This is a genomic window from Candidatus Litorirhabdus singularis (assembly GCF_026262625.1).
GTDB lineage: Bacteria > Pseudomonadota > Gammaproteobacteria > Pseudomonadales > Halieaceae > Litorirhabdus > Litorirhabdus singularis.
Window position 1 is genome coordinate 619,120 of sequence record NZ_SHNN01000002.1, and the last position, 24,985, is coordinate 644,104.

A 24,985-nucleotide genomic window follows, 5' to 3' on the forward strand; every position below is an offset into this window, starting at 1 on the left:
TGTCTGTTTACAGGTCTATTCGTTTACAAGTCAATACCGCCGAAAGACATAAAGCCCAGCGACATAAGTCCAACAATAATAAACGTAATACCTAGCCCCTGCAGTCCATCCGGTACATCAGAGTACTTAAGTTTCTCGCGAATACCGGCCAGGGCAGTAATTGCCAGGGCCCAGCCGACGCCGGCTCCAGCGCCAAATACCACGCTTTCGCTGAGATTATAGTCGCGCTCCACCATAAATAGTGAAGCACCCAAAATGGCGCAATTCACAGTGATTAGCGGTAGAAATACGCCAAGCGCGTTATAGAGTGCCGGCACATATTTATCCAGAAACATCTCCAGAATCTGCACCAGCGCGGCGATTACGCCAATATAACTCAGCAGTCCGAGAAAACTCAGGTCAACATCGGGCAATCCGGCCCAGGCCAGTGCTCCATCCGCCAGCAGGTAGGTGTAAATCAGATTGTTAACCGGCACGGTAATGGTCAACACCACAATTACCGCTACGCCAAGACCAAAGGCCGCTTGGATTTTCTTGGATACCGCCAAAAACGTACACATGCCCAGGAAGAAGGCGAGCGCCATATTGTCGATAAATATAGAGCGAACAAACAGGCTCAGATAATGTTCCATTTACACACCCTCCTTGGCAACGGTGTGCTTGGCCATGCGAAAATCTGGCTCTTCGACCTGCGCTGGTTTCCAACTACGCAGAGCCCAAATCAGTAGGCCAATCAAGAAGAACGCGCTGGGGGGCAGCAACAACAAACCGTTAGGATTGTACCAACCGCCGTCGGTCACCAGTGGCAGAATCTCGACGCCAAACAGCTTTCCGGCACCAAACAACTCACGCACAAACGCCACTAATAGCAACACCACGCTATAACCCAGCCCGTTGCCTATACCATCAATAAAGCTGGGCACGGGTGCGTTCTTCATGGCGAAGGCCTCGGCCCGCCCCATGACAATACAGTTGGTAATAATCAGGCCGACAAATACCGACAACTGCTTGCTGATGCCGTAAGCCACGGCCTTAAGCACCTGGTCCACTACAATCACCAGCGAGGCAATAATAATCATCTGCACAATAATCCGAATGCTACTCGGCACATGATTGCGCACTGTGGAGATAAAGAACCCGGAGAATGCTGTCACCAGGGTCAGTGCGATACACATCACCACCGTCACCTGCATCGAAGAAGTTACCGCCAGCGCCGAACAGATACCCAGTATCTGTAAAGCGATCGGGTTCTCCTTGAAAATCGGCGTCGTCAGCGTGTCTTTCAAAGTCGCCATGTTATGCGTCTCCCGCTTTCAATTTTTCTAAAAATGGACCAAAGCCCTGTTGCCCCATCCAGAAATGCACCATATTGGTAACACCACGACTGGTCAGCGTGGCACCGGCCAGACCGTCTACCTGATATTCAGACCCGGCACGAGTTTTATCCACACTGCCCTTGATCAGTTCCAGCGCCACCGCCTGGTCCTGATAGATTTTCTTACCCGGCCAGCTAGCTTTCCAGCGCGGGTTATCAATCTCGCCACCCAGCCCCGGGGTTTCTCCGTGCTCATAAAAGCCCAGCCCTGCCACGGTATTCAAATCTGACTGTAGTGCCACAAAACCATACATGGTCGACCATAAGCCATAACCGTGCAGTGGTAGCACCACTTTCTCTAACTCGCCTTGCTCACGCACCAGATACACTAGAGCGTAATTTGAGCGGCGCCTGACCTTAGCAACGTCCTGCTCGGAGCTCAAAACCAGCGAAGTTGAGGGGTTCTTGGCAGACTTACGCTGATCGAAGCTCTCCGGGTCCATACCCTCGACAAATTCGCCCGTATCGAGATCAACCAGGCGAGTTTCAATGCGCGAGAACTGCTCGGCTATGGGAGTGCCCTCTTCAAGCAGCCCGGCCGCGGCCAGAATATTACGATTACGATCGTCGAGCTTGTTGGCAACCTGCATGTCTTTCAACGCTACCGCTGCGCCAGAAACAAGTACCGAACACACTACGCAAAGCGATACCGCTACGATGAGAGTTTTCTGAATGGAATCATTATTAGCCACGGGCAAGTCTCCGTTTGATATTCGACTGCACCACAAAGTGGTCAATTAACGGAGCAAAAAGATTGGCAAACAATATGGCCAGCATCATGCCCTCGGGGAACGCCGGGTTAACCACTCGAATCAATACCACCATGACGCCTATCAACCCACCAAACCAGAGCTTGCCGGTATTGGTCATCGCAGCAGACACCGGATCGGTTGCCATAAAGACCATACCAAAGGCAAAGCTTCCAACTACCAAGTGCCAGTACCACGGCACAGCAAACATCGGGTTAGTGCCCGTGTCCAACACATTAAACAGTGTCGATAAGGCGATCATACCCAGCATCACACCCAGCATAATGCGCCAGGACGCTATCCGGGTTACCAGCAATACCAGCATACCCAGCCCAATAGCCAGCGTAGACGTCTCACCAATTGATCCCTGCATATTGCCCATAAAGGCCTGCCCCCATTGCAGTGACTGCTGCAGTGTAGCAACGCCCTCTGTCGCCATGATCGACAGAGCAGTAGCGCCGGTATAACCGTCTACCGCAGTCCAAACGGAATCACCAGACAACTGCGCTGGATAAGCAAAGAACAGAAACGCACGCCCGGTAAGCGCTGGGTTGAGAAAGTTCTTACCGGTTCCACCAAACACTTCCTTACCGATAACCACACCAAAGCTGATGCCCATTGCCACCTGCCACAGGGGGATATCCGGTGGGCATATCAAGGCAAACAGAACCGATGTGACAAAGAAACCTTCGTTAACCTCGTGACCCCGTTTGATTGCAAACAGGATTTCCCAGGCGATACCGACCAAAAAGGTCGTTATATAGATAGGCATAAAGTAGACGGCGCCAAACCAGAAGCAATCCCAGAGGCTGGTGGGATCGTTACCGGCCAACAGACCGATGAGCGGCCCATGCCAGTCTGTAATGCCACCGGTGCCGGCGGCCATCACGGTATTGGCCTGAAAGCCGAGATTGTACATGCCGTAAAACATAGCTGGGAAAGTCGCCAACCACACGGTGATCATGATCCGCTTGAGGTCTACGCCATCGCGCACATGAGCCGTACTGCGGGTCACTGAATCCGGCGAGTACAAAAAGGTGTCAAACACCTCATACAGCGCGTAGAAATTCTGCAGCTTACCGCCTTCCTGGAAGTGGTGCTCGACACCATCGAGCATTTTACGCAAACCCACGATCAGCCCTCCTTTTCTATCATGTTGAGGTTATCCCGCAGAATCGGCCCGTATTCATATTTACCTGCGCATACGTAACTGCATAACGCCAGGTCTTCTTCTTCCAACTCAAGACAACCAAGACTCTGTGCAGTTTCGGTATCACCCACTACCAGCGCTCGCAGTAGTTGGGTCGGCAGCACATCCAGCGGCATCACCTTCTCGTAGCTGCCCGTCGGCACCAACGCGCGCTCGCTGCCATTGGTCGTTGTGGTCATTGGCAGCAACTTGCGCGGCAGTATGCTGGTCAAGTAAATCCCCAGACTGCTGTGCTTGCTGGCGCCGGGTGAAAGCCAACCCATAAACTCGCGGTGGTGACCCTCTAACAATACCGATACCTGATTGTGGTAACGCCCCAGATAAGCAGTGCCTGCCTGAACCTTACGGCCCCCAAGAACAGAGCCTGAAATAATACGATTGTCACCGGACTTTAACTCACCCGCGCAAAGCGCCTGCAAGTCAGCGCCCAAGCGAGTACGCAACAAACGCGGCCGCTCCACTTGTGGGCCACCGAGTGATATCACCCGCGTGGTATAAATCTCACCATCGAGGAACAGACGGCCTATGGCAATCACGTCCTGATAGCCGACAGTCCACACTGTACGGTTAACGCTGGCTGGCATCAAATGATGAATATGCGTGCCCGGTAACCCGGCTGGATGCGGTCCGGCGAATTGTTGCGCCTCGAGTTTGTTGCTGGTTCCGGCGGGCACTTCACTGCCCGCGGCGCTGCAGACATAGACTTTACCGTCGCTGAGCATGGCCAGCAGATCCTGACCCAGAGCAAAGGCTTCGGCCTGTTCCTGAATGACCAGCGCCGGGTTAGCCGCCAAGGGATGGGTGTCCATAGCGCTAATAAAAATAGCAGCCGGCGCAGCGTCATGGGCGGGAATCTTACTGAAAGGCCGTGTACGCAGTGACGTCCAGAGCCCGGACGACTGCAGTTGCTGTCGCACGGCCTGGGCATCAAGGCTGCGGGCCTGCTCTGCGCTCACTGGGGTAAAGCGCACGGCCTCATCACCGTCGACATCAATGACTACCGACTGCAATACTCGCCTGGAACCACGATTAATCGCGGCAATTGTCCCGGCTGCAGGTGCAGTGAAAGAGATACCAGGATTTTTCTTGTCGGTGAAGAGCTCTTGACCCTTTTTCACGCTGTCGCCGACCTGAACTGCCATGGTGGGCTTCATGCCCTCATAGTCAAAGCCGACCAAGGCCACGGACCGTGCCGGAGCGCAATCGTCTATGGCCTGCTCCGGCTGACCGGATATGGGAATATCCATACCCCGCTTAAGCTTTATCATTGCAAATGCCTGTGCGAATGTTAACAAATGTGAATGGAGTGGGAAGTGACCGTCCCAAATCGCGCGCATTATAAGGAATTCGCCCGCGTTGCGCCACAGGATCGGCGTCACACAGTTGATTTTGCACAAGTTTTTGCAGGTAGCACGGCATCTGGCCCGCTCCCGACGCCAACTCAGTCGACTTTGGGGTAGCTCGAGTAGTGAATACCGGCCATTTGCTCAAGAATCCGGAACACCTGGCAGCTATAACCAAACTCATTGTCATACCACAGATAAATGACTGCCTGCTTGCCATTGACGATGGTAGCTTCGGAATCAAAGACACAGGCGTGGCGGGAGCCGACAAAGTCACTGGACACGACTTCCGGGGAATTCGAGTAATCAATCTGTTTGCGTAGCGGTGAATGCAAGGCCACTCCGCGCATGTACTCATTCAATTCCTGAGCCGTAATCTCTTGCTTTAAGCTCAAATTCAAAATCGCCATAGAGACATTCGGTGTGGGCACGCGAATAGCGTTCCCTGTGAGCTTGCCCAGCAGCTGCGGCAACACTTTGCCAACCGCTTTGGCAGCGCCCGTCTCTGTCAAAACCATATTCAGAACGGCGCTGCGACCGCGTCGATCGGCCTTGTGGTAGTTATCAATAAGGTTCTGATCGTTGGTATAAGCGTGCACAGTTTCAACGTGGCCTGTGATGATGCCGTATTCATCATCCAGCGCCTTAAGAGGCGGTGCTATGGCATTGGTGGTGCACGATGCTGCAGAAATGATGTCGTCAGAATCCATGATCTCCTCATCATTAATGCCGTGTACGATGTTCTTCATCTCGCCCTTACCAGGCGCCGTAAGAATCACTTTACTCGCACCTTTGCACTGCAGGTGCTGAGAGAGCCCCTCAGAATCACGCCACATACCGGTGTTATCAATAATAATAGCGTTTTCGATGCCGTATTCGGTGTAATCCACTTCGGCGGGGGAATTGGCGTAGATGACCTTGACTTCATTACCATTGGCAACAAAAGACTGCCGCTCTTCGTCAACTCGGATAGTCCCATCAAACGGACCATGTACTGAATCTCTGCGCAGCAGGCTGGCGCGCTTGACCAAATCGTTGGCTGCCTTACCCCTGCGTACCACAATGGCGCGCAACCGCAGCGTATCTCCGCCCTCTGCTTTCTCAACCAGCAAACGCGCCATCAGTCGGCCGATACGACCAAAGCCGTATAGCACAACATCGCGTGGCTTAACGACGGGTTTGGCATTACTGCCTATCAGCTCACTGACGACCTGTTTAACGTACTTCTTAACGCTCAGTCCTGCCGGACGGCCTTCAGCTTCATAATCAACCGCAATACGGCCCACATCAATGTGCGCAGTGCCCAAATCGAGGCTGGCAAGCGCTTTGATGACGGGATAGGTCTCGTATTCTGACAATTCATTCTGTTCGATCTGGCGGACGTAACGGTGATCCTGCATTAGGTCCAGCACCGAGCGGTTAACCAGCGAATGCCCATAGATATAGGTTTTAACGCTGTTCTCGCGGGATAACTTCCCCACCAGTGGAATCATGGCCTCTGCCAGAGCCTCACGCTCTTTCCAGTCCTTGAAATAATCACTCGGGCGCTCGCGTGTTTGATCGTTCACCGTATCATCCTGTAAGTCGGGGGGTCTTTGAGCCGGTATTATCTTCGTATGGTGGCGCCGGCGCAAGCTAGCTACAATACGCGCCCGAGATTCCCGTCACAGTTTGTAAATAAATGTTTAATGAACTCCTGCAACAGTTAGCCCAAGCAGCACCTGAACACTCCCGTACCGCCATTGGACCCGTTCACGGTAGCGCTGCCGCGCGCCTGATCGTCGAACGTGCAGAAAGCGGCCCGCTGCAATTAGTCATCACCTCGGACGGTCAGGGTGGCAGCCAGTTACTGCGCGAACTCGATTTTTACGGCCGTGGCCGCGATCTTTCGATTCTGCGGTTCCCGGATTGGGAAACTCTGCCCTACGATAATTTTTCGCCGCATCAGGATATTGTTTCCGAAAGACTACACGCGCTTTACCACCTACCCAACCTGCAAGGTGGCATTGTGGTGGTGCCAATCAGCACACTCATGCATCGCCTGCCGCCCACCGAATACGTCACCGGCTATAGCCTGGTACTAGAGCTGGGCCAGAAGCTGGACCTTGAGGAGTTCCGCCGACGGCTTGAGCGCAATGGCTACCGCAGTGTCGATACGGTCTTTGAGCATGGCGAATACGCAATGCGCGGCTCACTGTTTGATATATACCCTATGGGCAGTCGGCTGCCCTTTCGCATCGATATGCTGGATGACGAAATAGAAACACTGCGCACCTTTGACCCGGAGACCCAGCGCACCATCGAGCAAGTTGATGCTATTGACCTGCTGCCGGCTCGAGAGTTTGCCCTCGACCGTCGCTCAATTATGCGCTTTCAGGACAATTGGCTGGCGGCCTTCGACGTCGATCACGACGCCTGCCCCATGTACAGTGAAGTCGGCGCGGGACGGATACCCGGCGGCTGCGAATACTACCTGCCGCTATTCTTTGAACACTGCGCAACTCTATTTGACTACTTACCTGACGACTGCCAGGTGAGCGCCATCGGCTCCCACCATTCTGCCGCTGAACATTTCTGGTCTGAGATCACGCACCGTTTTGAGGAATATGGCGTCGACCCGCGCCGCCCGCTGCTGCCGCCTACGCGCGGTTTCTTAACCGTGGCAGAACTCTACAGCGAATTGGGCCAACATCATTTGCTGGAGTTGCGCACCGAACCAGACGCCCCTACTCATATGTCTCCAGGGCTTCTACCACCGCCGGACCTCAGCCTGGACCAGAGCGCTCGCTCACCTGCGCTGCGGATCGCGCACTTCGTTGAGGAGCACCATGGCCCTGTTTTACTGTGCGCGGAATCGGCAGGTCGGCGTGAGATTCTGTTGGAGTCTCTGGCTGAGCTTAAACTGCACCCAACCGAGTACGCCGGGTGGGACGAGTTTATCAGCGCCGGTGCTGACTTCGGCATTAGCACCGCACCTATTGATCGCGGAGTATATTTTGGTGACGATGCGCCAACACTTATCTGCGAAGCACAGCTATTTGGCAACCGCATCGCCCAGCGCCGGCGCCGCGAAACCAGCGCAGCGCAAACCGCCAATGCATTCAGAGACATCAACGAATTGCGCCCAGGCGTGCCCGTCGTGCACTTTGATCATGGTGTGGGCCGCTATCTGGGACTTGAATCACTGGATGTGGACGAGCAGCTCACTGAATTTATTGCGCTAGCCTATGCAGAGGGTGCAAAACTCTATGTGCCAGTGGCATCCCTGCATCTGATCAGCCGCTATGCCGGAGCTGATCCCGAAATAGCACCACTGCACCGTCTCGGCAGTGATAGCTGGCAGAAGGCACGCCGGAAAGCGGCGGAGAAAGTTAACGATGTGGCCGCTGAGCTACTGGAGATATACGCGCGCAGAGAGGCTAAAGAAGGCTATCAGTTCAAACTCGAACCCGGGCCCTACGAGCAGTTCAGTGACGCCTTCCCGTTCGAGGAAACCCCGGATCAGGTGGATTCTATTAAGGCCGTCGTGGATGACATGACCAGTGCGCGAGTCATGGACAGACTGGTTTGTGGCGACGTCGGCTTTGGGAAAACGGAAGTAGCGATGCGCGCCGCTTTTATCGCGGTACAGAATGCACGTCAGGTTGCGATACTGGTTCCCACCACCCTGCTGGCACAGCAGCACCACTCATCATTTAGTGATCGCTTCGCCGACTGGCCAGTGCAAGTTGAAGTGCTGTCGCGCTTTCGTAGCGCGGCAGAACAAAGCGCTATTCTGGAGCGGGTCAAGAACGGGAAAGTTGATATCCTGATTGGCACTCACAAGCTGCTCAATAGCAGTGTGACCTATCAGGATCTGGGGCTCCTTATTATTGATGAGGAACACCGCTTCGGGGTCAAACAAAAAGACTCGATCAAGGCACTGCGTGCCGAGGTCGATATCTTGACGCTGACCGCAACGCCGATACCCAGAACCCTGAACATGGCACTGGGTGGTATGCGCGACCTATCCATTATAGCCACGCCACCTGCGCGCCGACTGTCTATAAAGACCTTTGTGCGCGAACATAACATTGGTCTGATTAAGGAAGCGGTACTGCGAGAAACCCTGCGTGGCGGCCAGGTCTATTATCTGCACAACGAAGTAAAAACCATTGAGGAGCGAGCACGCAAATTACGCGAGCTAGTGCCAGAATTGCGAGTAGCGGTTGCCCACGGACAAATGCGCGAACAGCAATTGGAGCAGGTGATGTCCGACTTCTATCACCAGAAGTTCCATGTACTGCTGTGCACTACCATTATCGAAACCGGTATCGACGTACCCAGCGCCAACACCATCATCATTGAACGCGCCGATCGCTTTGGTCTGGCGCAACTGCATCAGCTCCGGGGCCGTGTCGGGCGTTCGCACCATCAGGCGTACGCTTACCTGCTGTGCCCGCCCCGCTCTGCCATTACCACTGACGCAGAAAAGCGACTCGACGCGATTGAGGCTGCCGGTGATCTCGGCGCTGGCTATCTACTGGCAACCCACGACCTGGAAATTCGTGGCGCTGGAGAATTGCTCGGCGAAGATCAGAGCGGACAAATCCACAGTGTTGGCTACAGCTTATATATGGACATGCTGGAACGCGCGGTCACCTCGTTACGCAATGGCGAGATCCCGGATATTGATGACGACGGCAGGCGCGATACCGAAGTTAACTTGCGCATACCGGCACTGATTCCAGATGACTACCTACCTGACATCAATACCCGACTCGTACTCTACAAACGCATCGCCGGCGCCCGCGACGATAGTGATTTGCGCGAGATACAGGTAGAGATGATTGACCGCTTCGGTCTTTTACCGGAAGCTACCCGCAACCTGTTCACAATTACACAAACAAAACTGTTGGCTAGCGCGCTCGGTATTACCAAAATAGAGGCAGGAGATCGCGGTGGCAGTCTGGACTTTGCAGACAACACGCAGGTCGACCCGCTGGCACTGGTGAAACTGGTGCAAAAAGAACCACATATCTATCGTCTGGTGGGTGGCACCCGCTTGCGCTTTGACAGTGAACTTCCCGAGTTTGAGGAGCGATACCAATTCGTACAACAGCTAATAGAAAAGATAAGCCCAGACAGCAGCGAAGCCGCAGCGTGAGAGGTCAGGCGTGCCTGCTGATGATGCTGTGTATGGCCTGGTCGAGCTCAAGCAGTGCCCAGCACGATACCAACTGGTATCAGGTCGAATTGCTGGTGTTCAATTACCTCACGCCACGCACCAATGAGAAATGGCCCATCTATCCAGAGCTGGGTTACCCGGACTACATGCAGGCGCTAGAAGACATCACCACCGACAACAATGCTGCTCGCGACATGGAATTTGTTACGCTTGAAACCGCCGCCGCTGAACCCATAGACTTGTTTTGGGAGCGGAGTCTGGAGAGCCTCTGGCAGGAGGTAGGCGAGCTGGAGCGTAATGCTCAAGTACTGGCACCGACGGCAGATTCGAACAGCACGGCGACGGCCGTGTATAAATTGTCCGTTCCCGCCGCGTTCTCAAGACTACCCGCCAGCGCTCAACAATTTCGAGATGAGGTAGATCTCATTCGACGCAGCGCTGACCTGCATCTGCTCTATCATGAAAGTTGGCTACAGCCGATGCGCGGGCGTGATCGAAGCATCGCCATGGTGCTGGACAGCGACGAGAAACGCGGGGCCTATCCGGTACTTCAGGGCAGCATTCTGTTGCATGTCTCGCGCTATTTACACATCGAAACCGACCTTTGGGTGAACATCGAGGCCTCAGGTCAAGGTCGCGGACGCTATCTGTCACCGCCACCACCACCGGTGCAGGCATCAAGCACTGCCGCTTGGCAATTTCGTATTGAAACCAGTGAAATGGACTTTAGTATGGCGCCTGATGAGCCGTTAATGGCTGGATCAGAAGTCGTTTCTGCGCAACAACTGGCAGACGCTCTGGCTCTACCCAGCAGCCCTTGGTACGATTTTGCTCAACCGGTTCAGGTAACGCAGCGACGGCGTATGCGCAGCAGCGAAGTACACTTTATAGACCATCCGCTGGTGGGTATCATTGTCACTGTAACGCCTTATGAATTCTTGCCGTTTATCGATCCACAGGCAGCATCTGACGCCACGGCAGCAGTGGCCGACCCTACTGGCGTAGCAAAAACCGTTGCAGCCAGCCGCTAACATTGACTGCTTGCTGCTGCAGAATTTCGTGCATTGCCGCTTCGGTAATGGGCTGAGTATCAAGCCCCGCTCCCCAATTGACGACGATACACAAGGCCGCATAATCAAGCCCTAACTCTGCCGCTAATGCCGCCTCAGGCATGCCGGTCATACCGACCACATCACATCCGTCTTGAGCCAGCCGCCTAATCTCCGCCGCGGTCTCCAGTCTGGGGCCCTGTGTGGCAGCGTATACACCTCCGTCGAGACATTCCACACCGGCATCAAGCGCTGCCTGAAGCAGGCACTCGCGCACACGATGGCTATAAGGCTGAGTAAACTCAATATGCTCCAGACCAAGTTCGCCGCCATCGTAAAAGGTATGCTGCCGGCCCCACGTGTAGTCAATCAGCTGGTCGGGCACCGACAAAATACCTGGCCCCATGGGCGCGCTAATACCCCCCACCGCGTTGACTGCAACCACCTGAGTCACGCCGAGTTCGCGCAGGGCCCAGAGATTCGCTCGGTAGTTGATCAGATGCGGGGGCAATCGATGCGGCACGCCATGACGTGCGAGAAAATAGGCCTGGCACTCGTTCAACTTTCCTGCCTGTATCGGGTGTGAGGGGGCACCCCAGGGCGTATCTGCCGTAAACTCCTGCAATGGAGTGAAACCCGGTAGCTGATTCAGTCCAGTGCCGCCAATAATTGCTGTAGTCGTCACAACTGTGCCTCTCAATGTTCATCTGTTTATACAATTTTCGCATTTATAGGTTAGGTGTTAATAGCCTGACAAGCTAAAAAACCAACCGACAGCGCGCGGAGACCAGACCAGCTTCTGCTAAGCCATTGATAAGCTACCAAAAGTCTTTTTACGTAGACCAATTATCAATGTAAACGGGGCTGCTAATTACCTTTGGCGCTAATGGACAGCCCCACTCGTTTTGATATCTTAACAGTGACGCGACTGTTACCAGCACGCAAAATGGCAACAGCGTTATTGGGAGACAGACATGAAACTTTTGCCACCTCTTATCGGCGAATGGTACAGGGACGTCCAGAACGGGGCGATTTTTGAAGTAGTGGCATGGGATATTCAAACCCTGCTAATAGAGACTCAGTACCTGGACGGCGAGGTCAGTGAATACGAACTCGAATCATGGCGCGAGCTGACGTTGACGCGCTGTGAACCACCAGAGGATTGGCGCACGCCTTTTGAGCTAGATGGTGACGATGTACACGACCCCGACCTGCCCTTCCATCCCGAGGACTGGTCAGGCCCCGTTAATGGCATTGAGCCGGAGTACAGCTGCGGCGTTGAAGATATCTGAGACGCTAGCGCAGTACTTGTATATATAAACAGCCTGTATATAATCACAGCATCTAATTGACGGGGCCCGTGCCCTGTGAGGCGCTGTGATGGAAAACCTGACTAACCGACAACAACAGGTATTAGACCTGATCCGCCGTCATATATCGGACACCGGATTCCCTCCCACACGCGCCGATATCGCGCGAGAATTAGGTTTCAAATCAGCCAACGCTGCTGAGGAGCACCTCAAGGCTCTGGCGCGTAAGGGCGCTATCGAAATGGTACCTGGCGCTTCGCGTGGTATCCGTCTGCCCGAGAGCCAGGGCATTCCGGTTATTGGCCGTGTGGCCGCTGGAAGCCCGGTATTGGCGATTGAGCATATTGAGGAATATTGCGACTTACCGGCGGCATTTTTCAAGCCCGCAGCAGACTACTTTTTGCGGGTCAGCGGCGACAGCATGATTGATGTTGGCATTCATGATGATGACTTGCTGGCCGTGCATCGCACCAGTAATGTCAAGAACGGCGATATTGTGGTCGCGCGTATCGGCGATGAAGTCACCGTAAAACGCCTGCAAAAAGGTAAATCCAACCGTCATCTGACACTGCTGCCAGAGAACGCTGATTATCAGCCCATTGAAGTGGACCTGGGAGAGGTTGAATTTGCCATAGAAGGACTCAGTGTTGGGGTTCTACGACGCGGCTGCTAGTTAAAGAATGACAGGCGCACGCTGCCCCACGACCGCACTTTTTAATGAACCGTGCGTGGCACCTCATCTGCTTCCTCTAGCTCCAGGCCTTCGTGCTCAGCCATTGAAGCCGCCGCCTGAATACCGGCCTGGATCATAACCCGGGCCACTTCCAACGATGAGTCCATCAGGTATACCCGGGACTCCTCGGAAAACTGAATAACCACCAACGGCTCTCCATCTTCCTCGGCACGCTGCAGCGCCACGTCGCCATTGGCGAGTTCGACTATTTCCAAGAACGATGAGCTCAAAGGGTTCCCCTGATCCTATGCGATGAGTGATTCTATCATAAGCGGCCTGACCCAGAGGCTCAGGCCGAGGTTTTTTTCTGCTTCGCAGCTGCAGATTTTTTCTTTGCCGCCGCCTTTTTCTTAGGTTTTGCCTTCTTCTTGGCTGCCGGCTTTTTCTTGGGCGGAATTTCCTGCTGCCATGTGTTGCCGTGATAAAAGGCCCGCCAACCAGTGGGCTTGTCGTCGACCTCAGTCATCACATACTGCTCTTTAGTCTTGCGACTAAAACGAATCTGGCTGCGATTGCCATCAGGGTCTGTCACCGGCGCGGAGAACAAGAAACCGTACTTGGGATCGATCTCCTGCTGGTGAGGCAAAATCTCATCCACAAATGGGGCCCGCGTCTCACGATTACGCGGGAAACCGCTGGCCGCCAAAAACATGCCCGCCGCGCCGTCTCGCAGCACGTAGGTATCCTCGACCTTCTCACAGGCCAATTCAGGCATCGGCACGGGGTCCATCTTAGGCGGAGCGGCCTCGCCGTTACGCAACAGCTTGCGGGTGTTTTTGCACTCCTCCGCCGTGCAACCAAAGTACTTACCGAAGCGCCCGGTCTTGAGCTGCATTTCAGCGCTACATTTGTCGCACTCAAGCACCGGTCCGTCATAACCCTTAATCTTGAAGGCACCCTGCTCTACTTCAAAGCCACTGCAGTCAGGGTTATTACCGCAGACGTGTAGCTTGCGCTTTTCGTCTATCAGGTAACTGTCCATGGCAGTGTTGCAGATTTGGCAGCGATGCCGAGTACGCAGTTGCCGCGATTCTGCCTCTTCGTCAGCATCCTCACTGACAGCTTCATCGCCCGAAGTCAGATTTATCGTCGATTTACAGCGTTCTTTTGGCGGCAGCGCATAACCGGAGCAACCCAGGAAGACACCGGTGCTGGCGGTACGAACCTGCATCGGGCGCCCACACTGACTGCATTCAATATCAGTCATGGTGGGCTCATTGGTACGCATCCCACCCTCTGGTTGCTCGGCCTTTTGCATCTGTTCCGAAAAGTCAGCATAGAAGCTGTCCAACAAGGCACGCCATTCCAGCTTGCCTTCGGCAACCTCATCAAGGCGCTCTTCCATGCCTGCCGTGAACCCATAATCGAGCAGCTCGGTAAAGCTCTCCTGCAGGCGCTCGGTTACCACATCACCCATCTTTTCGGCATAGAAGCGCTTGTTCTCCAGACGCACGTAACCGCGATCCTGAATCGTCGAGATAATCGAAGCGTAGGTGGAGGGCCGGCCGATGCCGCGTTTCTCTAACTCACGCACCAGGCTGGCCTCACCGAAGCGCGCTGCCGGTTTGGTAAAGTGCTGCGCGGGCAGTAATTCTTTGAGATTAAGTATTTCGCCCTCATTAATATCAGGCAATACCGTATCTTCGGCGGCTTTACCGCCAGCCGGCAACACCTTGGTGTAACCATCAAACTTGATGATTCGACCCTTGGCATTGAGTTCGAAATCTCCAGCTCCGATCGTTAAGGTGCTTGATAAATAACGTGCTGGCATCATTTGGCAAGCCACGAAACGCCGCCAAATCAACTCATATAGCCGCTCTGCGTCGCGCTCCATGTTCTGCAGTTGATGCTGCATCACATTAACGTCGGATGGACGAATCGCCTCGTGTGCTTCCTGAGCGCCCTCCTTGGAGGAGTAACGCAGCGGACCTTCTGGAAGATACTCTGGCGCAAAATTGTTCTGGATATAATCGCGACAGGTTTGCACTGCGTCAGCACTCAAATTGGTTGAGTCAGTTCGCATATAGGTTATGTAGCCGGCCTCATACAGACGCTGCGCCATCATCATGGTCTTCTTGACGCTGAACCCCAAACGCGTGCTGGCCGCCTGCTGTAATGTTGACGTAATGAAGGGAGCCGAAGGACGTGAGCTGGTTGGCTTATCTTCACGCAGCCGAACCCGATATTCCGATTTTTGCAGCTCGGCGACAGCTGCCATCGCAGTGGTCTCATCCCCTGGGCGGAAATTTTCGCCACCGTGCTTGCGCACCTGAAAGCGGACTTCGTCACTGGCGCCGGACAACAAATCAGCATGAATTTCCCAATATTCCTCAGGAATAAAAGCATGAATTTCGCGTTCACGCTCGACGATCAATTTCACCGCAACCGATTGCACTCGGCCAGCCGACAAGCCCCGGGCTACCTTAGCCCACAGCAGCGGTGACACCATGTAACCAACGACCCGGTCCAGAAAGCGTCGGGCCTGCTGGGCATTGACGCGATCGGTATCCAGCTTACCAGGTGATTTGAAGGCATCCTGAATCGCCTTCTTGGTTATTTCATTGAAGACTACCCGCTGAAAGCGCGTATCGTCGCCGCCAATGGCTTCGCGCAAGTGCCAGGCAATCGCCTCCCCCTCACGGTCAAGGTCAGTCGCGAGGTAGATGGTGTCAGCGTCAGCCGCCAACTTCTGTAGCTCCGAGACAACCTTCTCTTTGCCAGGCAGAATTTCATAGTGCGCCTGCCAGTTCTTCTCGGGATCAATGCCCATACGCTTAATGGTCTGCGCCCGACTTTTCTGTTTCTTGTGCTCGATCTTTTTCTCAGGCGACAGTTTGCGGGTAATCGCTGCCTGTCGAGCCCGCTCTTTGGGGTCGACAGCGCTCTTACCACTGCCAGCTGTTGGCAGGTCCCTAATGTGACCAATGCTGGACTTGACCACAAAATCGTTGCCCAGATACTTATTGATAGTCTTGGCTTTAGCGGGAGACTCGACGATGACCAGTGATTTACCCATATTCCCTCAAGAGGTGCGTGCAAAAGGCGACATATATAAGACTTGAACCAGCACGGGTCAAGGAAAATTGTGTGTAACGTGTCATTCAGCTCACCGGAGGCTCGCCCAAAAGGCGTCGTAGCTGACTATCAATCAGCTTCAGATCCTCCGAGTTACCGGTCTCATCCCAGAACACTCCGATACCTGCCATAGAGGCACTAGCGTGGCTCACCCCCTCTGGCATAGCAGCCAGTGGCTCAGCCACTTCAGGTGGTATTTCCCGGAGTCCGATCAGCCAACCCTGAGCTGTACGTCGATAGACTACATTGGGATGTGGCTGCTTGTCTTCACGCGGCCGCCGGCGTGAGTAAAACGGCTGCAAACCGCTGTCAGGCATATCTGGCAGCTGCTGCAACTGTACCACCATGCCAGCCAATGCGGCCTGTTCACGCAGCGAGGCGAGATGACGCTGATGCCGGCTAGGGCGCATACTCAGCAACGGTGAAAGCGCTACCATCACCACAAAAATAATCAGAACCCAGGTCACTACTACCTCACTCACTTTCATCTGCACTTGACCTAGCGCAGCATTTGCAGGGGCTATACTATGTTATATATTACGTATTCAACAGATCCTAATGAGGAAGTGCCGTGAGTAACTACCAAACATTGTTAATGGCCGTCGACTTGAGTGAAGATTCACATGCAGTTGCGGCCAAAGCCGCCGCTCTGCGCGATGCCTATGGCGCCACGCTACACATCATCCACGTCATAGAACCGCTGAGCTTTGCCTACGGGGGCGATATCCCCATGGATTTTTCTGGAATTCAGGAAGAGATCCATCAACAAGCACGCACTCAATTGACTGCGTTTGGTGAGAAGTACGGTGTGACGGAAGCTAATCGACACATTGTATTGGGCCGGCCTGAAGTTGAAATTCATGCTCTCGGCGAGGAACTTGGCGTCGACCTCGTCGTAGTCGGCAGCCACGGCCGCTACGGCCTGGCCTTGTTGATGGGTTCAACAGCTAACGGCGTGCTGCACGGTGCCACCTGTGATGTGCTGGCAGTACGCGTAGGCAGCTAATCTCCGGTAGAGGGTGCTGACGGCACCGCTGCCTGTAACAATGCGGCAATCTGCGCTGGCGTGAACGGCCAGTTAAGCTCCGCCCCGCCATCGCCACGACGCAGCACCGGTATCAACCAGCCATAACGTTCGAACAGCGCGTCGTCGGCACTGATATCCACCGTCGTCACTGTAATGCCTTGCGCCAACCACGGTTGCAGCAGTTCCAGCGCCTGCTCACACAAATGGCAGGCACTGGTGCTATATAGCGTCAGATCAGAGGTCGTAGCCACGCTCATTATGCAGAACCGTGTCCAGCCCCTCGGTCTCTTCCTCTTCGTTAACGCGCAGTGGAGTCACAAAACCAATCAGCTTTAAAATGATGTAGGTTGCTACAGCGGTGTAAAGGCCTACCGCCACGATACCGCACAGTTGGACCGAGAGCTGCTGGGCGATGGTTACACCCTCGGCAAGGCCCTGCCCTGAAAACACGCCGAGCCCGGAACTGGCAAAAATGCCAGCCAAAAAAGTTCCGAGCATCCCACCGACGCCGTGCACGGGAAATACGTCCAGTGAGTCATCTATTTTTAACTTCTGCTTGAGCGTAAGAGTGGCATAAAAACACACGATACCGGCACTCACACCAATCACCAATGCGCCTCCGGGTCCGACAAAGCCAGATGCCGGTGTTATCGTGCCCAGTCCCGCCACCATACCGGTGACAATACCCAAAGCACTGGGCTTGCCGTACTTTATCCATTCGATGGCCATCCAGGTGAAAGCCCCGGCGGAAGCTGAGAGATGGGTTACCAGCATCGCCATGCCCGCGTCGCCATTGGCAGCCAGCGCGCTACCGGCGTTGAAGCCAAACCAGCCTACCCAGAGCATACTGGCGCCGGTGATGGTCATCGTCATGTTGTGAGGAGGCATAGGCACTTCACCGAAACCACGGCGATTACCAATAACCAGGGCCGCGACCAGAGCGCCTACTCCAGCGGTGATGTGGACCACGGTACCACCGGCAAAGTCGAGTAAGCCCATTTCACCCAGCCAACCGCCGCCCCACACCCAGTGAGTCACGGGAGCGTAGACTACAAGCAGCCACAGCAATGAGAAAATAAGCACGGCGCCAAAGCGGGTGCGCTCAGCAAAGCCACCAATAATCAGAGCCGGGGTAATAATCGCAAACGTCATCTGAAACATGACAAAGACCGTTTCTGGCAGGTCACCGGCAAGGCTATCTTCACCGACCCCGGATAGGAGAACCTTGTTAAAGCCACCCAGCCACTTCGAGCCTTCGTCAAAGGCTATGCTGTAGCCAATCACATACCAGAAAATAGAAGCGACACAGGCAATACCAAAGCACTGCATGAGGACCGACAGCACATTCTTGGATCGCACCAGCCCTCCATAAAACAAGGCCAGTCCTGGCAATGTCATGAAAAGTACCAACGCGGTTGCCGTCAGTATCCAGGCGGTATTTGCTCCATCCATAAGGGCTTCCTCAAGAAAACTTGTGTTTTATTGTTAGCAGTAAATAGCTGCGCGACATAGGGTACTGAACAGACCGTCGCTGGACAAGTAGGAATCCTCAAGACGCGGGTTTCTACCCTTGATGTATCCATTCAATGGCAGTACCATAACCCTAAGTTTAATAATTCATACTGGAAGCGCGGGCGCCTTTGGGCTCGCCGCTTGCACACCGAACAGAGGTATAACGTAGGTGCCATTGTTTTCTCAACCCACTGCGCGAGCGCTCGCCATCCTCGACCTGTTGATGGCCAATCCCCAGCAAGCATTCGGACTCACCGAAATGACCCGCCGGCTGAACCTGAACAAGGCGACCTGCCATGCCATCCTAACGACTATGGCCAATTACGGCTTCTTGGTGCAACACCCCAAAACCAAAGCCTATCGCCTGGGGCCCAGCATAATAGCCGCAGGTAATGCGGCATTCGCACAGTTTCCAGTACTGGAATATGCCCGCCCGGAGCTCGAAAGTCTGGAGAACGAGTTTGATATAGGCTTCGCGGCAACCGGCCGCTCCAAGACCCACGTTGTTCTGTTGGCGCTATACGCCTCAGCCAGTTCGCTGATCGATCAGTTCCAGCTCGGCCTGCGCCTACCCAACACCGCCCCTGTCGGTGCCTGCTTCACCGCCTGGTCGCCTGCCAAACAACTTGAAGCCTGGCTTGAACGGGCCCATGAAGCCCGCGGTGAATACAACGAGAAGCTGGATCAAAAGCTTCGCATGTCGGTCATTTCGATTCGTGCCCGCGGCTTCGAAGTCACCTTGAAAACCAAGGCCGAGGCTGAATTACACGAAAATCTTCGGCTTATCCAGAATGCCTGGAACCTGAAGGATCTGGAAGAAATCACTCATAACTACCAGCGCGCACTCTGCGATGAATACGTGCATCTGGACCGCATAGAACCGCGCTCACGCTACGACGTAAGCACCATCAGTGTGCCTGTTTTTGCCTATAAGCAGTTGCCCGCGCTGTGCTTCGCCGCAGGTTCATTCGGCCAAAGCATCACCGGCAGCGAGATTGAAAGCATTGCACAAAGTATGCGTGATGCCGCTGAACGGGTAACACAGCGGGCGCGCGCACAAGCCACGCCCGAGGACAGTTACCTCAACTAATGTCAGTGCCGGACTCTCCCGAGTTCAAGGACCGTAAGGCCCTCTTTGACCGTATGATTACCGTGTACGGCCGCAATCCAGTGCTGGAAGCATTGGAAGACCCCAATCTTGAATGCTTTCGCTTACACCTGGCCGACAGTAATAAACCGGCTGCGGTATTGCAGAAAATGCAGGAACTCGCGGTTCAACGCGGCGCCGAAGTCTGCTTTCACGGCAAGCGTGAGCTCTCCAGAATTTCCCGCAATGGCAAGCAGGATCAGGGCGTTGCCGCCGATATCGTGTGCCCCGGTTTCAGGCAGTTAGAACAGTATCTGGAGTTGCCACGGCAGGGGCGACAACGCCTGCTGGCACTTGACGGCATCAGTAATCCGCAGAATCTTGGCATGTTGGTACGCTCCGCAGTAGCCGGTGGAATCAATGGTATTGTCTGGAGTGCAAGGGGCAACGCTGAATTGGGACCACTAGCCATCAAGGCCAGCACTGGCACGCTCTATCGCGCGCCTATTCTGCGCTGTGAGAACCTGGGCAAGGGGCTTGCCGCCTGTCAGGCAGCTGGCTTTGCGATACGTGTGCTGGGGGCTGAGGGATCTACCAGTCTGCTGGATGCCGCCACTGGCGACACCGGGTCTGTGGTATACGTGCTCGGTAACGAGACGCGAGGCGTCTCGGCAGAAATTCGACAGCTCGCTGATGCTACGGTCTCTATCCCCATGGCTAGCGGTGTCGAGTCACTGAATGTCGCCGTCACCGCTGCCCTGATCGCCTATTTGGACAGGTAGGCCATACCCTCTTCCAGCCCGCGCAGACTCAGTGGATACATATGACCCTCCAGTAACTGACGGGTCATGGAAATAGACTGCGTATACTCCCATTCATCTTCAGGTACCGGGTTAAGCCATATCACTTTGTCATAGGTATCAGTGATACGCCGCATCCACAGCTCACCGGCCTCTTCGTTCCAATGCTCAACACTGCCGCCGGGTTGCACAATTTCATAGGGTGACATCGACGCGTCGCCGACAAAAACCACTTTGTAGTCGTGGCTGTACTTGTGCATCACATCCAGCATAGGCGTGCGCTCGTTGTGTCGCCGCACGTTATTCTGCCAAATGGATTCATAAATAAAGTTATGGAAGTAGAAGTTTTCCATATGCTTAAACTCGGTTCGCGCCGCGGAGAACAGTTCTTCACAGGTTTTGATATGCGGATCCATCGAGCCACCGATATCGAAAAACAGTAAGACTTTTACCGCGTTGTGCCGCTCCGGAACCATCTTGATATCCAGAAAACCGGCGTTGCGGGCGGTGGAACTGATGGTATCGTCCAGGTCCAGTTCCTCAGTGGCGCCAGTACGCGCAAATTTGCGCAAACGCCGCAGTGCCACCTTGATATTACGGGTGCCTAATTCAACGGAGTCATCCAGATTGGCAAACTCGCGTTTGTCCCAAACCTTTACTGCCTTTTTGTTCTTGCCGTTCTCACCGACCCGGATTCCTTCAGGGTTAAAGCCCTCCTGACCGAACGGTGATGTGCCTCCGGTGCCAACCCACTTGGAGCCGCCTTCGTGACGTTCCTTCTGCTCCTCGAGACGCTTCTTGAACTCCTCAATCAGCTTTTCCAACCCGCCCAGAGACTCAATTTTGGCCTTCTCTTCGTCAGTCAGATTCTTCAAAAACTCACTGCGCAGCCACTCATCGGGAATGAGGGCCTCGATGATGTCGTCGAGACCTTCCAAGTCCTTGAAATGAGCGCCAAATGCCTGGTCAAAACGATCGAAGTACTTTTCGTCCTTGACCATACAGGTCCGCGAAAAATAGTAAAACTCGTCAATATCAGCAAACGCAATACGTTGCTTGAGACCTTCCAGCAAGTCCAGCAGTTCTTTGGTCGTCACCGGTACGCCTGCATCACGCAGGCCCTGAAAAAAGTTAATCAGCATGGTTCGACAGCTACCCTAGCGCATTTCGCGTCGATGCATAAACGCCAGCCGCTCCAGCAGATGGACATCCTGCTCATTCTTGATCAGCGCGCCATACAACGGCGGTATCGCCTTACTGGGGTCACGCTCCTTCAGCACCTCGTCGGGTATCTCATCAGCCATCAACAGCTTCAGCCAGTCGATCAGCTCCGATGTGCTTGGCTTTTTCTTCAAACCGGGAATGCTGCGTACATCGAAGAACACTTCCATAGCTTCCTGTACCAGATCTGCGGCGATATTCGGATAGTGAACATCGACAATCTGGCGCATGGTGTCGCGATCCGGAAAGTTGATAAAGTGGAAGAAGCAGCGACGCAGAAACGCGTCGGGAAGTTCTTTTTCATTGTTACTAGTGATAATAATCACCGGGCGCTTCTTGGCTTTGATGGTCTCGCCGGTTTCGTAAACGAAAAACTCCATGCGGTCGAGCTCTACCAGCAGGTCATTCGGAAATTCGATATCCGCTTTGTCGACCTCATCAATCAGCAGCACCACCTGCTCCTCTGAATCAAAAGCTTCCCAGAGCTTGCCGCGCTTGATGTAGTTAGCAATATCATGCACTTTGCCATCGCCGAGCTGCGAATCGCGCAGTCGGGAAACCGCATCGTACTCATACAGGCCCTGCTGTGCCTTGGTGGTAGATTTGACATGCCACTGAATCAAGCGCATGCCCAATGCGTCTGCGACCTCTTCCGCCAGCATAGTCTTACCTGTGCCAGGCTCGCCCTTAATCAACAATGGCCGCTGCAGGGTAACTGCCGCGTTAACCGCCATGCTTAGATCATCAGTAGCGACGTAGCGCTTCGTACCTTCAAATTTCATGTTGAGTCACTTTCTTCCAAAAAACCAGCGTGCCAGCCTACCTAGACGTGCTCTTTGACGCAAGGGGTTAACGGCGTCTGCGTGGCCACATAAACACTGCCACTAGCACCAACAGGAGCAGCGAAACTATCGCTGGCGGCAACCAACCAGCCGGTACCCAACCTGTATCGACACTTTCTGGCGGCGCCTCCAGCTCGGGTGGCGGTGCATATACATCGGTTATTAAATTGACCTCGCGCTGATAGCTCCCGCCATCTGCTTGTACCTGAATTTGATAGCGCCCCGCAGCTGCTAGCATCGTCAGCGGCAGGCGGACTTCCCCGGCACCGTCCACGTCAGCACCGCTAGCCTGCAACTGCCAGCGCTCCCCGTCCTGCCGTTCGACCTGTATCGACAGGCTCAACAGGCCCAGTAATTCAGCATCGGTTACCGCCCGGCCAGCTTCTGTGAGACTGATACCGATCTCAGGAATACGACCTTCCGGCATCGTTGTGGGAGGCGCGTCAATCTCCAACGAGAGCTTAGAGAGCACATTGACTCTGGCAATGGCACTTGGCGCCGATATCAACCAGGCGCCAGCCGCAGGCTCGCTGACCGTGATCAACTGAAAGCGAGGGTGTTGAAACCATCCCACCGCGGGATTGTCGCTGCCAGCGTTGTACTGCTGACCATCGGGACCGGCCAAACCGACCTCATCAACATTGGGGTCATGGAAAATTAAAGCGGTAAACTCGGAGACAGAGGCATCAATTAGAAATTCCCCGCCAAACAGCGGCACCTGTTCAGTAGGCGCGGCAATATCCAAAGCCTGCAGAAATACCGCAGACAACTGCTCCGCGCTGACTACGCGTTCTGACAGACCACCGGTTGCCTGCGCCAACTGGGTCAGAAAGGTCTCGTCTGCCTCTGCGGACAGCGCGATGGTATGCACTGTGATGCCAGCTTCACGAAATTCGCGCGCCGTCTGCTCCAACAACAACTGGGCGGCTGCGGCGTTCTCTGCGCCATCAGCAGACACCTCCACCTTACCGTCCGTCAGCAAGATCACCGACGTCTGGTAATCATAGTGCAGCCGCGCTGCATCCCACGTTGCGGCACGCAGTGCCTCAGGGATATTGGTGAGCAAGCCATGATTACCAATCTCTGCCACCGCGGCAGAGGCGCGCTCGCGCCAAGGCTCATCTACCAAGGCATGCGGCACCGGCATATTGACGTGTTCGCCGAACGTCCAGACGCCGGCACGAGACCCGTCTGGCAGTAACCTAACCATCAGTTCCAGAGCAGGCGCGCGCAGATTATCAGGGTCCGACTCGCGCATACTTCCCGAAATATCGATCAATAAGCGCACATCTGGGAGCCGTTCGCTGGCCACTAGCGGCGGCGACAGCATACTGCCAGCACCGAGCACCAGCAGCACAACCAACCAACTACGCAGAGCGCTCATCAGGCGTCTCCGATCGGCCCGGCCTCACGCCCGCGTAAGCTCAGGCGACGCCCGATGATCATCACAAAGCCCAGTACCAAAGACGCCCCTATGCACCAGAGCAAAGGTGTTCCTGCGCGGGCGAAAGCTGCAGATTCAATAGCCAATGCGTCGAACACCGCGACCACAAGCGCCGGGGCCAGAGCCAACGTGTCCTCGGTGGCGCGTGCCGGCGTTAACAACAACGCAGCCGAGACCAGCAATGCTGTGAATACGGCGGCCCAGGAGCCACCCCAGCGGCTTACCCAATAACCGGCAACACCCGCGAGCCCAGCAGCTCCAAAAACATAAATCGCCCACGCCAGTTGATAGGTTTGATCAGTCTGCATACAGCGCCTCCCATCTAACAATCATAGTGGTTAATCCACCCAATGTACGATGTGCTCATCGTAACCGTCAGGATGCACAAATTCATCGGAGATCGCTCGACCGCGAATCGAAATACCCGCCTCGTGCACTGAGTCCGGCGAGCCACTAAGCAGTGGGTGCCAGTCGAACAGAGGTTTGCCCTCTGCCAAAAGGCGATAGGCGCAGGTACCCGGCAGCCAGTGATACTCAGTCAAATCCTCAACCCGCAGATGCACACAATTGGGTACAATTTGCGAGCGCCGCTCATAATCCGAGCAACGACAGCCCTGCTCATCCAGATAGCGACAGCGCACGCCAGTGTAAAACACTTCGCCGCTGTCAGCGTCCTCGAGCTTGTGCAGGCAGCAACGGGCACATCCATCACAGAGTGATTCCCATTGTGGCTGGCTCATCTCCGCCAGCGGCACTGTCTCCCAGAAGCGCGACTCAGCCATCACTGCGCTCGCGTGCCAGCAATTGTGTAGGCGTCGGTGGTAGCTGCAAAAAATACCCGTGTTCTTGCAAGCTTTGACGCACCAGGTCAGCATCAACTCGCGCCAGAGTGCGTTTGGCATCAAGCATCAGCAACATAATCGGCTCGGGGTCACCAAATGTTTTCAGCAGCGCTTCAGGCACAGCCTCAAGACCACGACTCTTTTCAACGTAAAGATACATTTCAGTTTTACGCGAGCTCTTGTAAATTTGGGTCAGCAT

At 54.6% G+C, this 24,985-nt stretch carries 25 protein-coding genes; 7 read left to right on the forward strand and 18 right to left on the reverse strand.

Annotation, left to right across the window (positions count from 1 at the left end):
- Positions 1–23: 23 nt before the first annotated feature.
- From nqrE to EYC98_RS11190, 6 genes are all read right to left on the reverse strand, one after another.
- Complete coding sequence (gene nqrE / locus EYC98_RS11165) at positions 24–632, reverse strand: NADH:ubiquinone reductase (Na(+)-transporting) subunit E (protein WP_279245422.1); 609 nt, start codon at positions 630–632, stop codon at positions 24–26.
- A complete protein-coding gene (locus EYC98_RS11170) occupies positions 633–1,295 on the reverse strand; it encodes an NADH:ubiquinone reductase (Na(+)-transporting) subunit D (RefSeq protein ID WP_279245423.1) in 663 nt (220 codons plus the stop codon).
- A gap of 1 nt (position 1,296) precedes the next feature.
- Entirely contained in the window at positions 1,297–2,067 is a 771-nt protein-coding gene (locus EYC98_RS11175; RefSeq protein ID WP_279245424.1) for a Na(+)-translocating NADH-quinone reductase subunit C, read from the reverse strand.
- Complete coding sequence (locus EYC98_RS11180; RefSeq protein ID WP_279245425.1) at positions 2,060–3,256, reverse strand: NADH:ubiquinone reductase (Na(+)-transporting) subunit B; 1,197 nt, start codon at positions 3,254–3,256, stop codon at positions 2,060–2,062. Before EYC98_RS11180 ends, EYC98_RS11175 begins: the two co-directional genes overlap by 8 nt.
- A 2-nt stretch (positions 3,257–3,258) precedes the next feature.
- On the reverse strand, positions 3,259–4,602 hold the full coding sequence (locus EYC98_RS11185; RefSeq protein ID WP_279245426.1) for a Na(+)-translocating NADH-quinone reductase subunit A: 1,344 nt from the start codon (positions 4,600–4,602) through the stop codon (positions 3,259–3,261).
- A 173-nt stretch (positions 4,603–4,775) separates the two neighbouring features.
- Positions 4,776–6,170: a glyceraldehyde-3-phosphate dehydrogenase gene (locus EYC98_RS11190; RefSeq protein WP_420887179.1), complete on the reverse strand. Its 1,395-nt coding sequence runs from the start codon at positions 6,168–6,170 to the stop codon at positions 4,776–4,778.
- Between the two features lie 188 nt (positions 6,171–6,358).
- On the opposite strand from EYC98_RS11190, the gene mfd reads away from it, so the two are divergent.
- On the forward strand, positions 6,359–9,823 hold the full coding sequence (mfd, locus tag EYC98_RS11195) for a transcription-repair coupling factor (RefSeq protein WP_279245428.1): 3,465 nt from the start codon (positions 6,359–6,361) through the stop codon (positions 9,821–9,823).
- A gap of 20 nt (positions 9,824–9,843) precedes the next feature.
- Complete coding sequence (locus tag EYC98_RS11200; RefSeq protein WP_279245429.1) at positions 9,844–10,875, forward strand: CsiV family protein; 1,032 nt, start codon at positions 9,844–9,846, stop codon at positions 10,873–10,875.
- Here EYC98_RS11200 and EYC98_RS11205 read toward each other — a convergent pair.
- Entirely contained in the window at positions 10,838–11,578 is a 741-nt protein-coding gene (locus EYC98_RS11205; RefSeq protein ID WP_279245430.1) for an S-methyl-5'-thioinosine phosphorylase, read from the reverse strand. The genes EYC98_RS11200 and EYC98_RS11205 overlap by 38 nt on opposite strands.
- 289 nt (positions 11,579–11,867) lie before the next feature.
- Between EYC98_RS11205 and EYC98_RS11210 the strand changes: the two genes are divergently transcribed.
- Both EYC98_RS11210 and lexA read left to right on the forward strand, forming a co-directional pair.
- A complete protein-coding gene (locus EYC98_RS11210) occupies positions 11,868–12,185 on the forward strand; it encodes a DUF6763 family protein (protein ID WP_279245431.1) in 318 nt (105 codons plus the stop codon).
- An 88-nt stretch (positions 12,186–12,273) separates the two neighbouring features.
- Positions 12,274–12,876 carry a transcriptional repressor LexA gene (gene lexA, locus EYC98_RS11215; protein WP_279245432.1) on the forward strand — a complete coding sequence of 201 codons (603 nt, stop codon included), beginning with the start codon at positions 12,274–12,276 and terminating at the stop codon, positions 12,874–12,876.
- 41 nt (positions 12,877–12,917) lie between these two features.
- On the opposite strand, the gene EYC98_RS11220 is transcribed toward lexA, so the two are convergent.
- The 3 genes from EYC98_RS11220 to EYC98_RS11230 all read right to left on the reverse strand — a co-directional run bounded on the left by EYC98_RS11220 (position 12,918) and on the right by EYC98_RS11230 (position 16,499).
- Entirely contained in the window at positions 12,918–13,166 is a 249-nt protein-coding gene (locus EYC98_RS11220; RefSeq protein WP_279245433.1) for a hypothetical protein, read from the reverse strand.
- Between the two features lie 59 nt (positions 13,167–13,225).
- On the reverse strand, positions 13,226–15,952 hold the full coding sequence (gene topA, locus EYC98_RS11225; protein WP_279245434.1) for a type I DNA topoisomerase: 2,727 nt from the start codon (positions 15,950–15,952) through the stop codon (positions 13,226–13,228).
- Between the two features lie 85 nt (positions 15,953–16,037).
- Positions 16,038–16,499 carry a hypothetical protein gene (locus tag EYC98_RS11230; RefSeq protein WP_279245435.1) on the reverse strand — a complete coding sequence of 154 codons (462 nt, stop codon included), beginning with the start codon at positions 16,497–16,499 and terminating at the stop codon, positions 16,038–16,040.
- An 83-nt stretch (positions 16,500–16,582) separates the two neighbouring features.
- Here EYC98_RS11230 and EYC98_RS11235 point away from each other — a divergent pair, with 83 nt between their 5' ends.
- A complete protein-coding gene (locus EYC98_RS11235; RefSeq protein WP_279245436.1) occupies positions 16,583–17,017 on the forward strand; it encodes a universal stress protein in 435 nt (144 codons plus the stop codon).
- Here the strand turns inward: EYC98_RS11235 and EYC98_RS11240 are convergent.
- Both EYC98_RS11240 and EYC98_RS11245 read right to left on the reverse strand, forming a co-directional pair.
- Positions 17,014–17,295 carry a glutaredoxin family protein gene (locus EYC98_RS11240; RefSeq protein WP_279245437.1) on the reverse strand — a complete coding sequence of 94 codons (282 nt, stop codon included), beginning with the start codon at positions 17,293–17,295 and terminating at the stop codon, positions 17,014–17,016. The genes EYC98_RS11235 and EYC98_RS11240 overlap by 4 nt on opposite strands.
- Positions 17,273–18,490: an ammonium transporter gene (locus tag EYC98_RS11245; RefSeq protein ID WP_279245438.1), complete on the reverse strand. Its 1,218-nt coding sequence runs from the start codon at positions 18,488–18,490 to the stop codon at positions 17,273–17,275. Before EYC98_RS11245 ends, EYC98_RS11240 begins: the two co-directional genes overlap by 23 nt.
- A gap of 229 nt (positions 18,491–18,719) precedes the next feature.
- Here EYC98_RS11245 and EYC98_RS11250 point away from each other — a divergent pair, with 229 nt between their 5' ends.
- Complete coding sequence (locus EYC98_RS11250) at positions 18,720–19,640, forward strand: IclR family transcriptional regulator (protein WP_279245439.1); 921 nt, start codon at positions 18,720–18,722, stop codon at positions 19,638–19,640.
- A complete protein-coding gene (locus tag EYC98_RS11255) occupies positions 19,640–20,419 on the forward strand; it encodes a TrmH family RNA methyltransferase (RefSeq protein WP_279245440.1) in 780 nt (259 codons plus the stop codon). The genes EYC98_RS11250 and EYC98_RS11255 overlap by 1 nt, the downstream gene beginning before the upstream one ends.
- On the opposite strand, the gene EYC98_RS11260 is transcribed toward EYC98_RS11255, so the two are convergent.
- The 6 genes from EYC98_RS11260 to EYC98_RS11285 form a co-directional block, all read right to left on the reverse strand.
- Positions 20,404–21,579, reverse strand: a complete 1,176-nt coding sequence (locus EYC98_RS11260; protein ID WP_279245441.1) for a vWA domain-containing protein — start codon at positions 21,577–21,579, stop codon at positions 20,404–20,406. The two genes, EYC98_RS11255 and EYC98_RS11260, sit on opposite strands and share 16 nt — an antisense overlap.
- Before the next feature lie 15 nt (positions 21,580–21,594).
- Positions 21,595–22,440 carry an AAA family ATPase gene (locus tag EYC98_RS11265; RefSeq protein ID WP_279245442.1) on the reverse strand — a complete coding sequence of 282 codons (846 nt, stop codon included), beginning with the start codon at positions 22,438–22,440 and terminating at the stop codon, positions 21,595–21,597.
- Positions 22,441–22,507: 67 nt separating this feature from the next.
- Positions 22,508–23,884, reverse strand: coding sequence for a vWA domain-containing protein (locus EYC98_RS11270; protein WP_279245443.1), 1,377 nt, complete (start codon positions 23,882–23,884; stop codon positions 22,508–22,510).
- A complete protein-coding gene (locus EYC98_RS11275) occupies positions 23,884–24,252 on the reverse strand; it encodes a hypothetical protein (RefSeq protein ID WP_279245444.1) in 369 nt (122 codons plus the stop codon). Before EYC98_RS11275 ends, EYC98_RS11270 begins: the two co-directional genes overlap by 1 nt.
- A 30-nt stretch (positions 24,253–24,282) precedes the next feature.
- Positions 24,283–24,726, reverse strand: a complete 444-nt coding sequence (locus EYC98_RS11280) for a YcgN family cysteine cluster protein (protein WP_279245445.1) — start codon at positions 24,724–24,726, stop codon at positions 24,283–24,285.
- Positions 24,719–24,985, reverse strand: coding sequence for a YcgL domain-containing protein (locus EYC98_RS11285; RefSeq protein WP_279245446.1), 267 nt, complete (start codon positions 24,983–24,985; stop codon positions 24,719–24,721). The genes EYC98_RS11280 and EYC98_RS11285 overlap by 8 nt, the downstream gene beginning before the upstream one ends.

Excerpts from the sequence above, each read along its gene's own strand:
- nqrE (WP_279245422.1), bottom strand. The coding sequence starts at position 632 with ATGGAACATTATCTGAGCCTGTTTGTTCGCTCTATATTTATCGACAAT.
- EYC98_RS11170 (WP_279245423.1), bottom strand. The coding sequence starts at position 1,295 with ATGGCGACTTTGAAAGACACGCTGACGACGCCGATTTTCAAGGAGAAC.
- EYC98_RS11185 (WP_279245426.1), bottom strand. The coding sequence starts at position 4,602 with ATGATAAAGCTTAAGCGGGGTATGGATATTCCCATATCCGGTCAGCCG.
- EYC98_RS11190 (WP_420887179.1), bottom strand. The coding sequence starts at position 6,170 with ATGATTCCACTGGTGGGGAAGTTATCCCGCGAGAACAGCGTTAAAACC.
- mfd (WP_279245428.1), top strand. The coding sequence starts at position 6,359 with ATGTTTAATGAACTCCTGCAACAGTTAGCCCAAGCAGCACCTGAACAC.
- EYC98_RS11200 (WP_279245429.1), top strand. The coding sequence starts at position 9,844 with ATGATGCTGTGTATGGCCTGGTCGAGCTCAAGCAGTGCCCAGCACGAT.
- EYC98_RS11210 (WP_279245431.1), top strand. The coding sequence starts at position 11,868 with ATGAAACTTTTGCCACCTCTTATCGGCGAATGGTACAGGGACGTCCAG.
- lexA (WP_279245432.1), top strand. The coding sequence starts at position 12,274 with ATGGAAAACCTGACTAACCGACAACAACAGGTATTAGACCTGATCCGC.
- topA (WP_279245434.1), bottom strand. The coding sequence starts at position 15,952 with ATGGGTAAATCACTGGTCATCGTCGAGTCTCCCGCTAAAGCCAAGACT.
- EYC98_RS11230 (WP_279245435.1), bottom strand. The coding sequence starts at position 16,499 with ATGAAAGTGAGTGAGGTAGTAGTGACCTGGGTTCTGATTATTTTTGTG.
- EYC98_RS11240 (WP_279245437.1), bottom strand. The coding sequence starts at position 17,295 with ATGAGCGTGGCTACGACCTCTGATCTGACGCTATATAGCACCAGTGCC.
- EYC98_RS11245 (WP_279245438.1), bottom strand. The coding sequence starts at position 18,490 with ATGGATGGAGCAAATACCGCCTGGATACTGACGGCAACCGCGTTGGTA.
- EYC98_RS11255 (WP_279245440.1), top strand. The coding sequence starts at position 19,640 with ATGTCAGTGCCGGACTCTCCCGAGTTCAAGGACCGTAAGGCCCTCTTT.
- EYC98_RS11260 (WP_279245441.1), bottom strand. The coding sequence starts at position 21,579 with ATGCTGATTAACTTTTTTCAGGGCCTGCGTGATGCAGGCGTACCGGTG.
- EYC98_RS11265 (WP_279245442.1), bottom strand. The coding sequence starts at position 22,440 with ATGAAATTTGAAGGTACGAAGCGCTACGTCGCTACTGATGATCTAAGC.
- EYC98_RS11270 (WP_279245443.1), bottom strand. The coding sequence starts at position 23,884 with ATGAGCGCTCTGCGTAGTTGGTTGGTTGTGCTGCTGGTGCTCGGTGCT.
- EYC98_RS11275 (WP_279245444.1), bottom strand. The coding sequence starts at position 24,252 with ATGCAGACTGATCAAACCTATCAACTGGCGTGGGCGATTTATGTTTTT.
- EYC98_RS11280 (WP_279245445.1), bottom strand. The coding sequence starts at position 24,726 with ATGGCTGAGTCGCGCTTCTGGGAGACAGTGCCGCTGGCGGAGATGAGC.
- EYC98_RS11285 (WP_279245446.1), bottom strand. The coding sequence starts at position 24,985 with ATGCTGACCCAAATTTACAAGAGCTCGCGTAAAACTGAAATGTATCTT.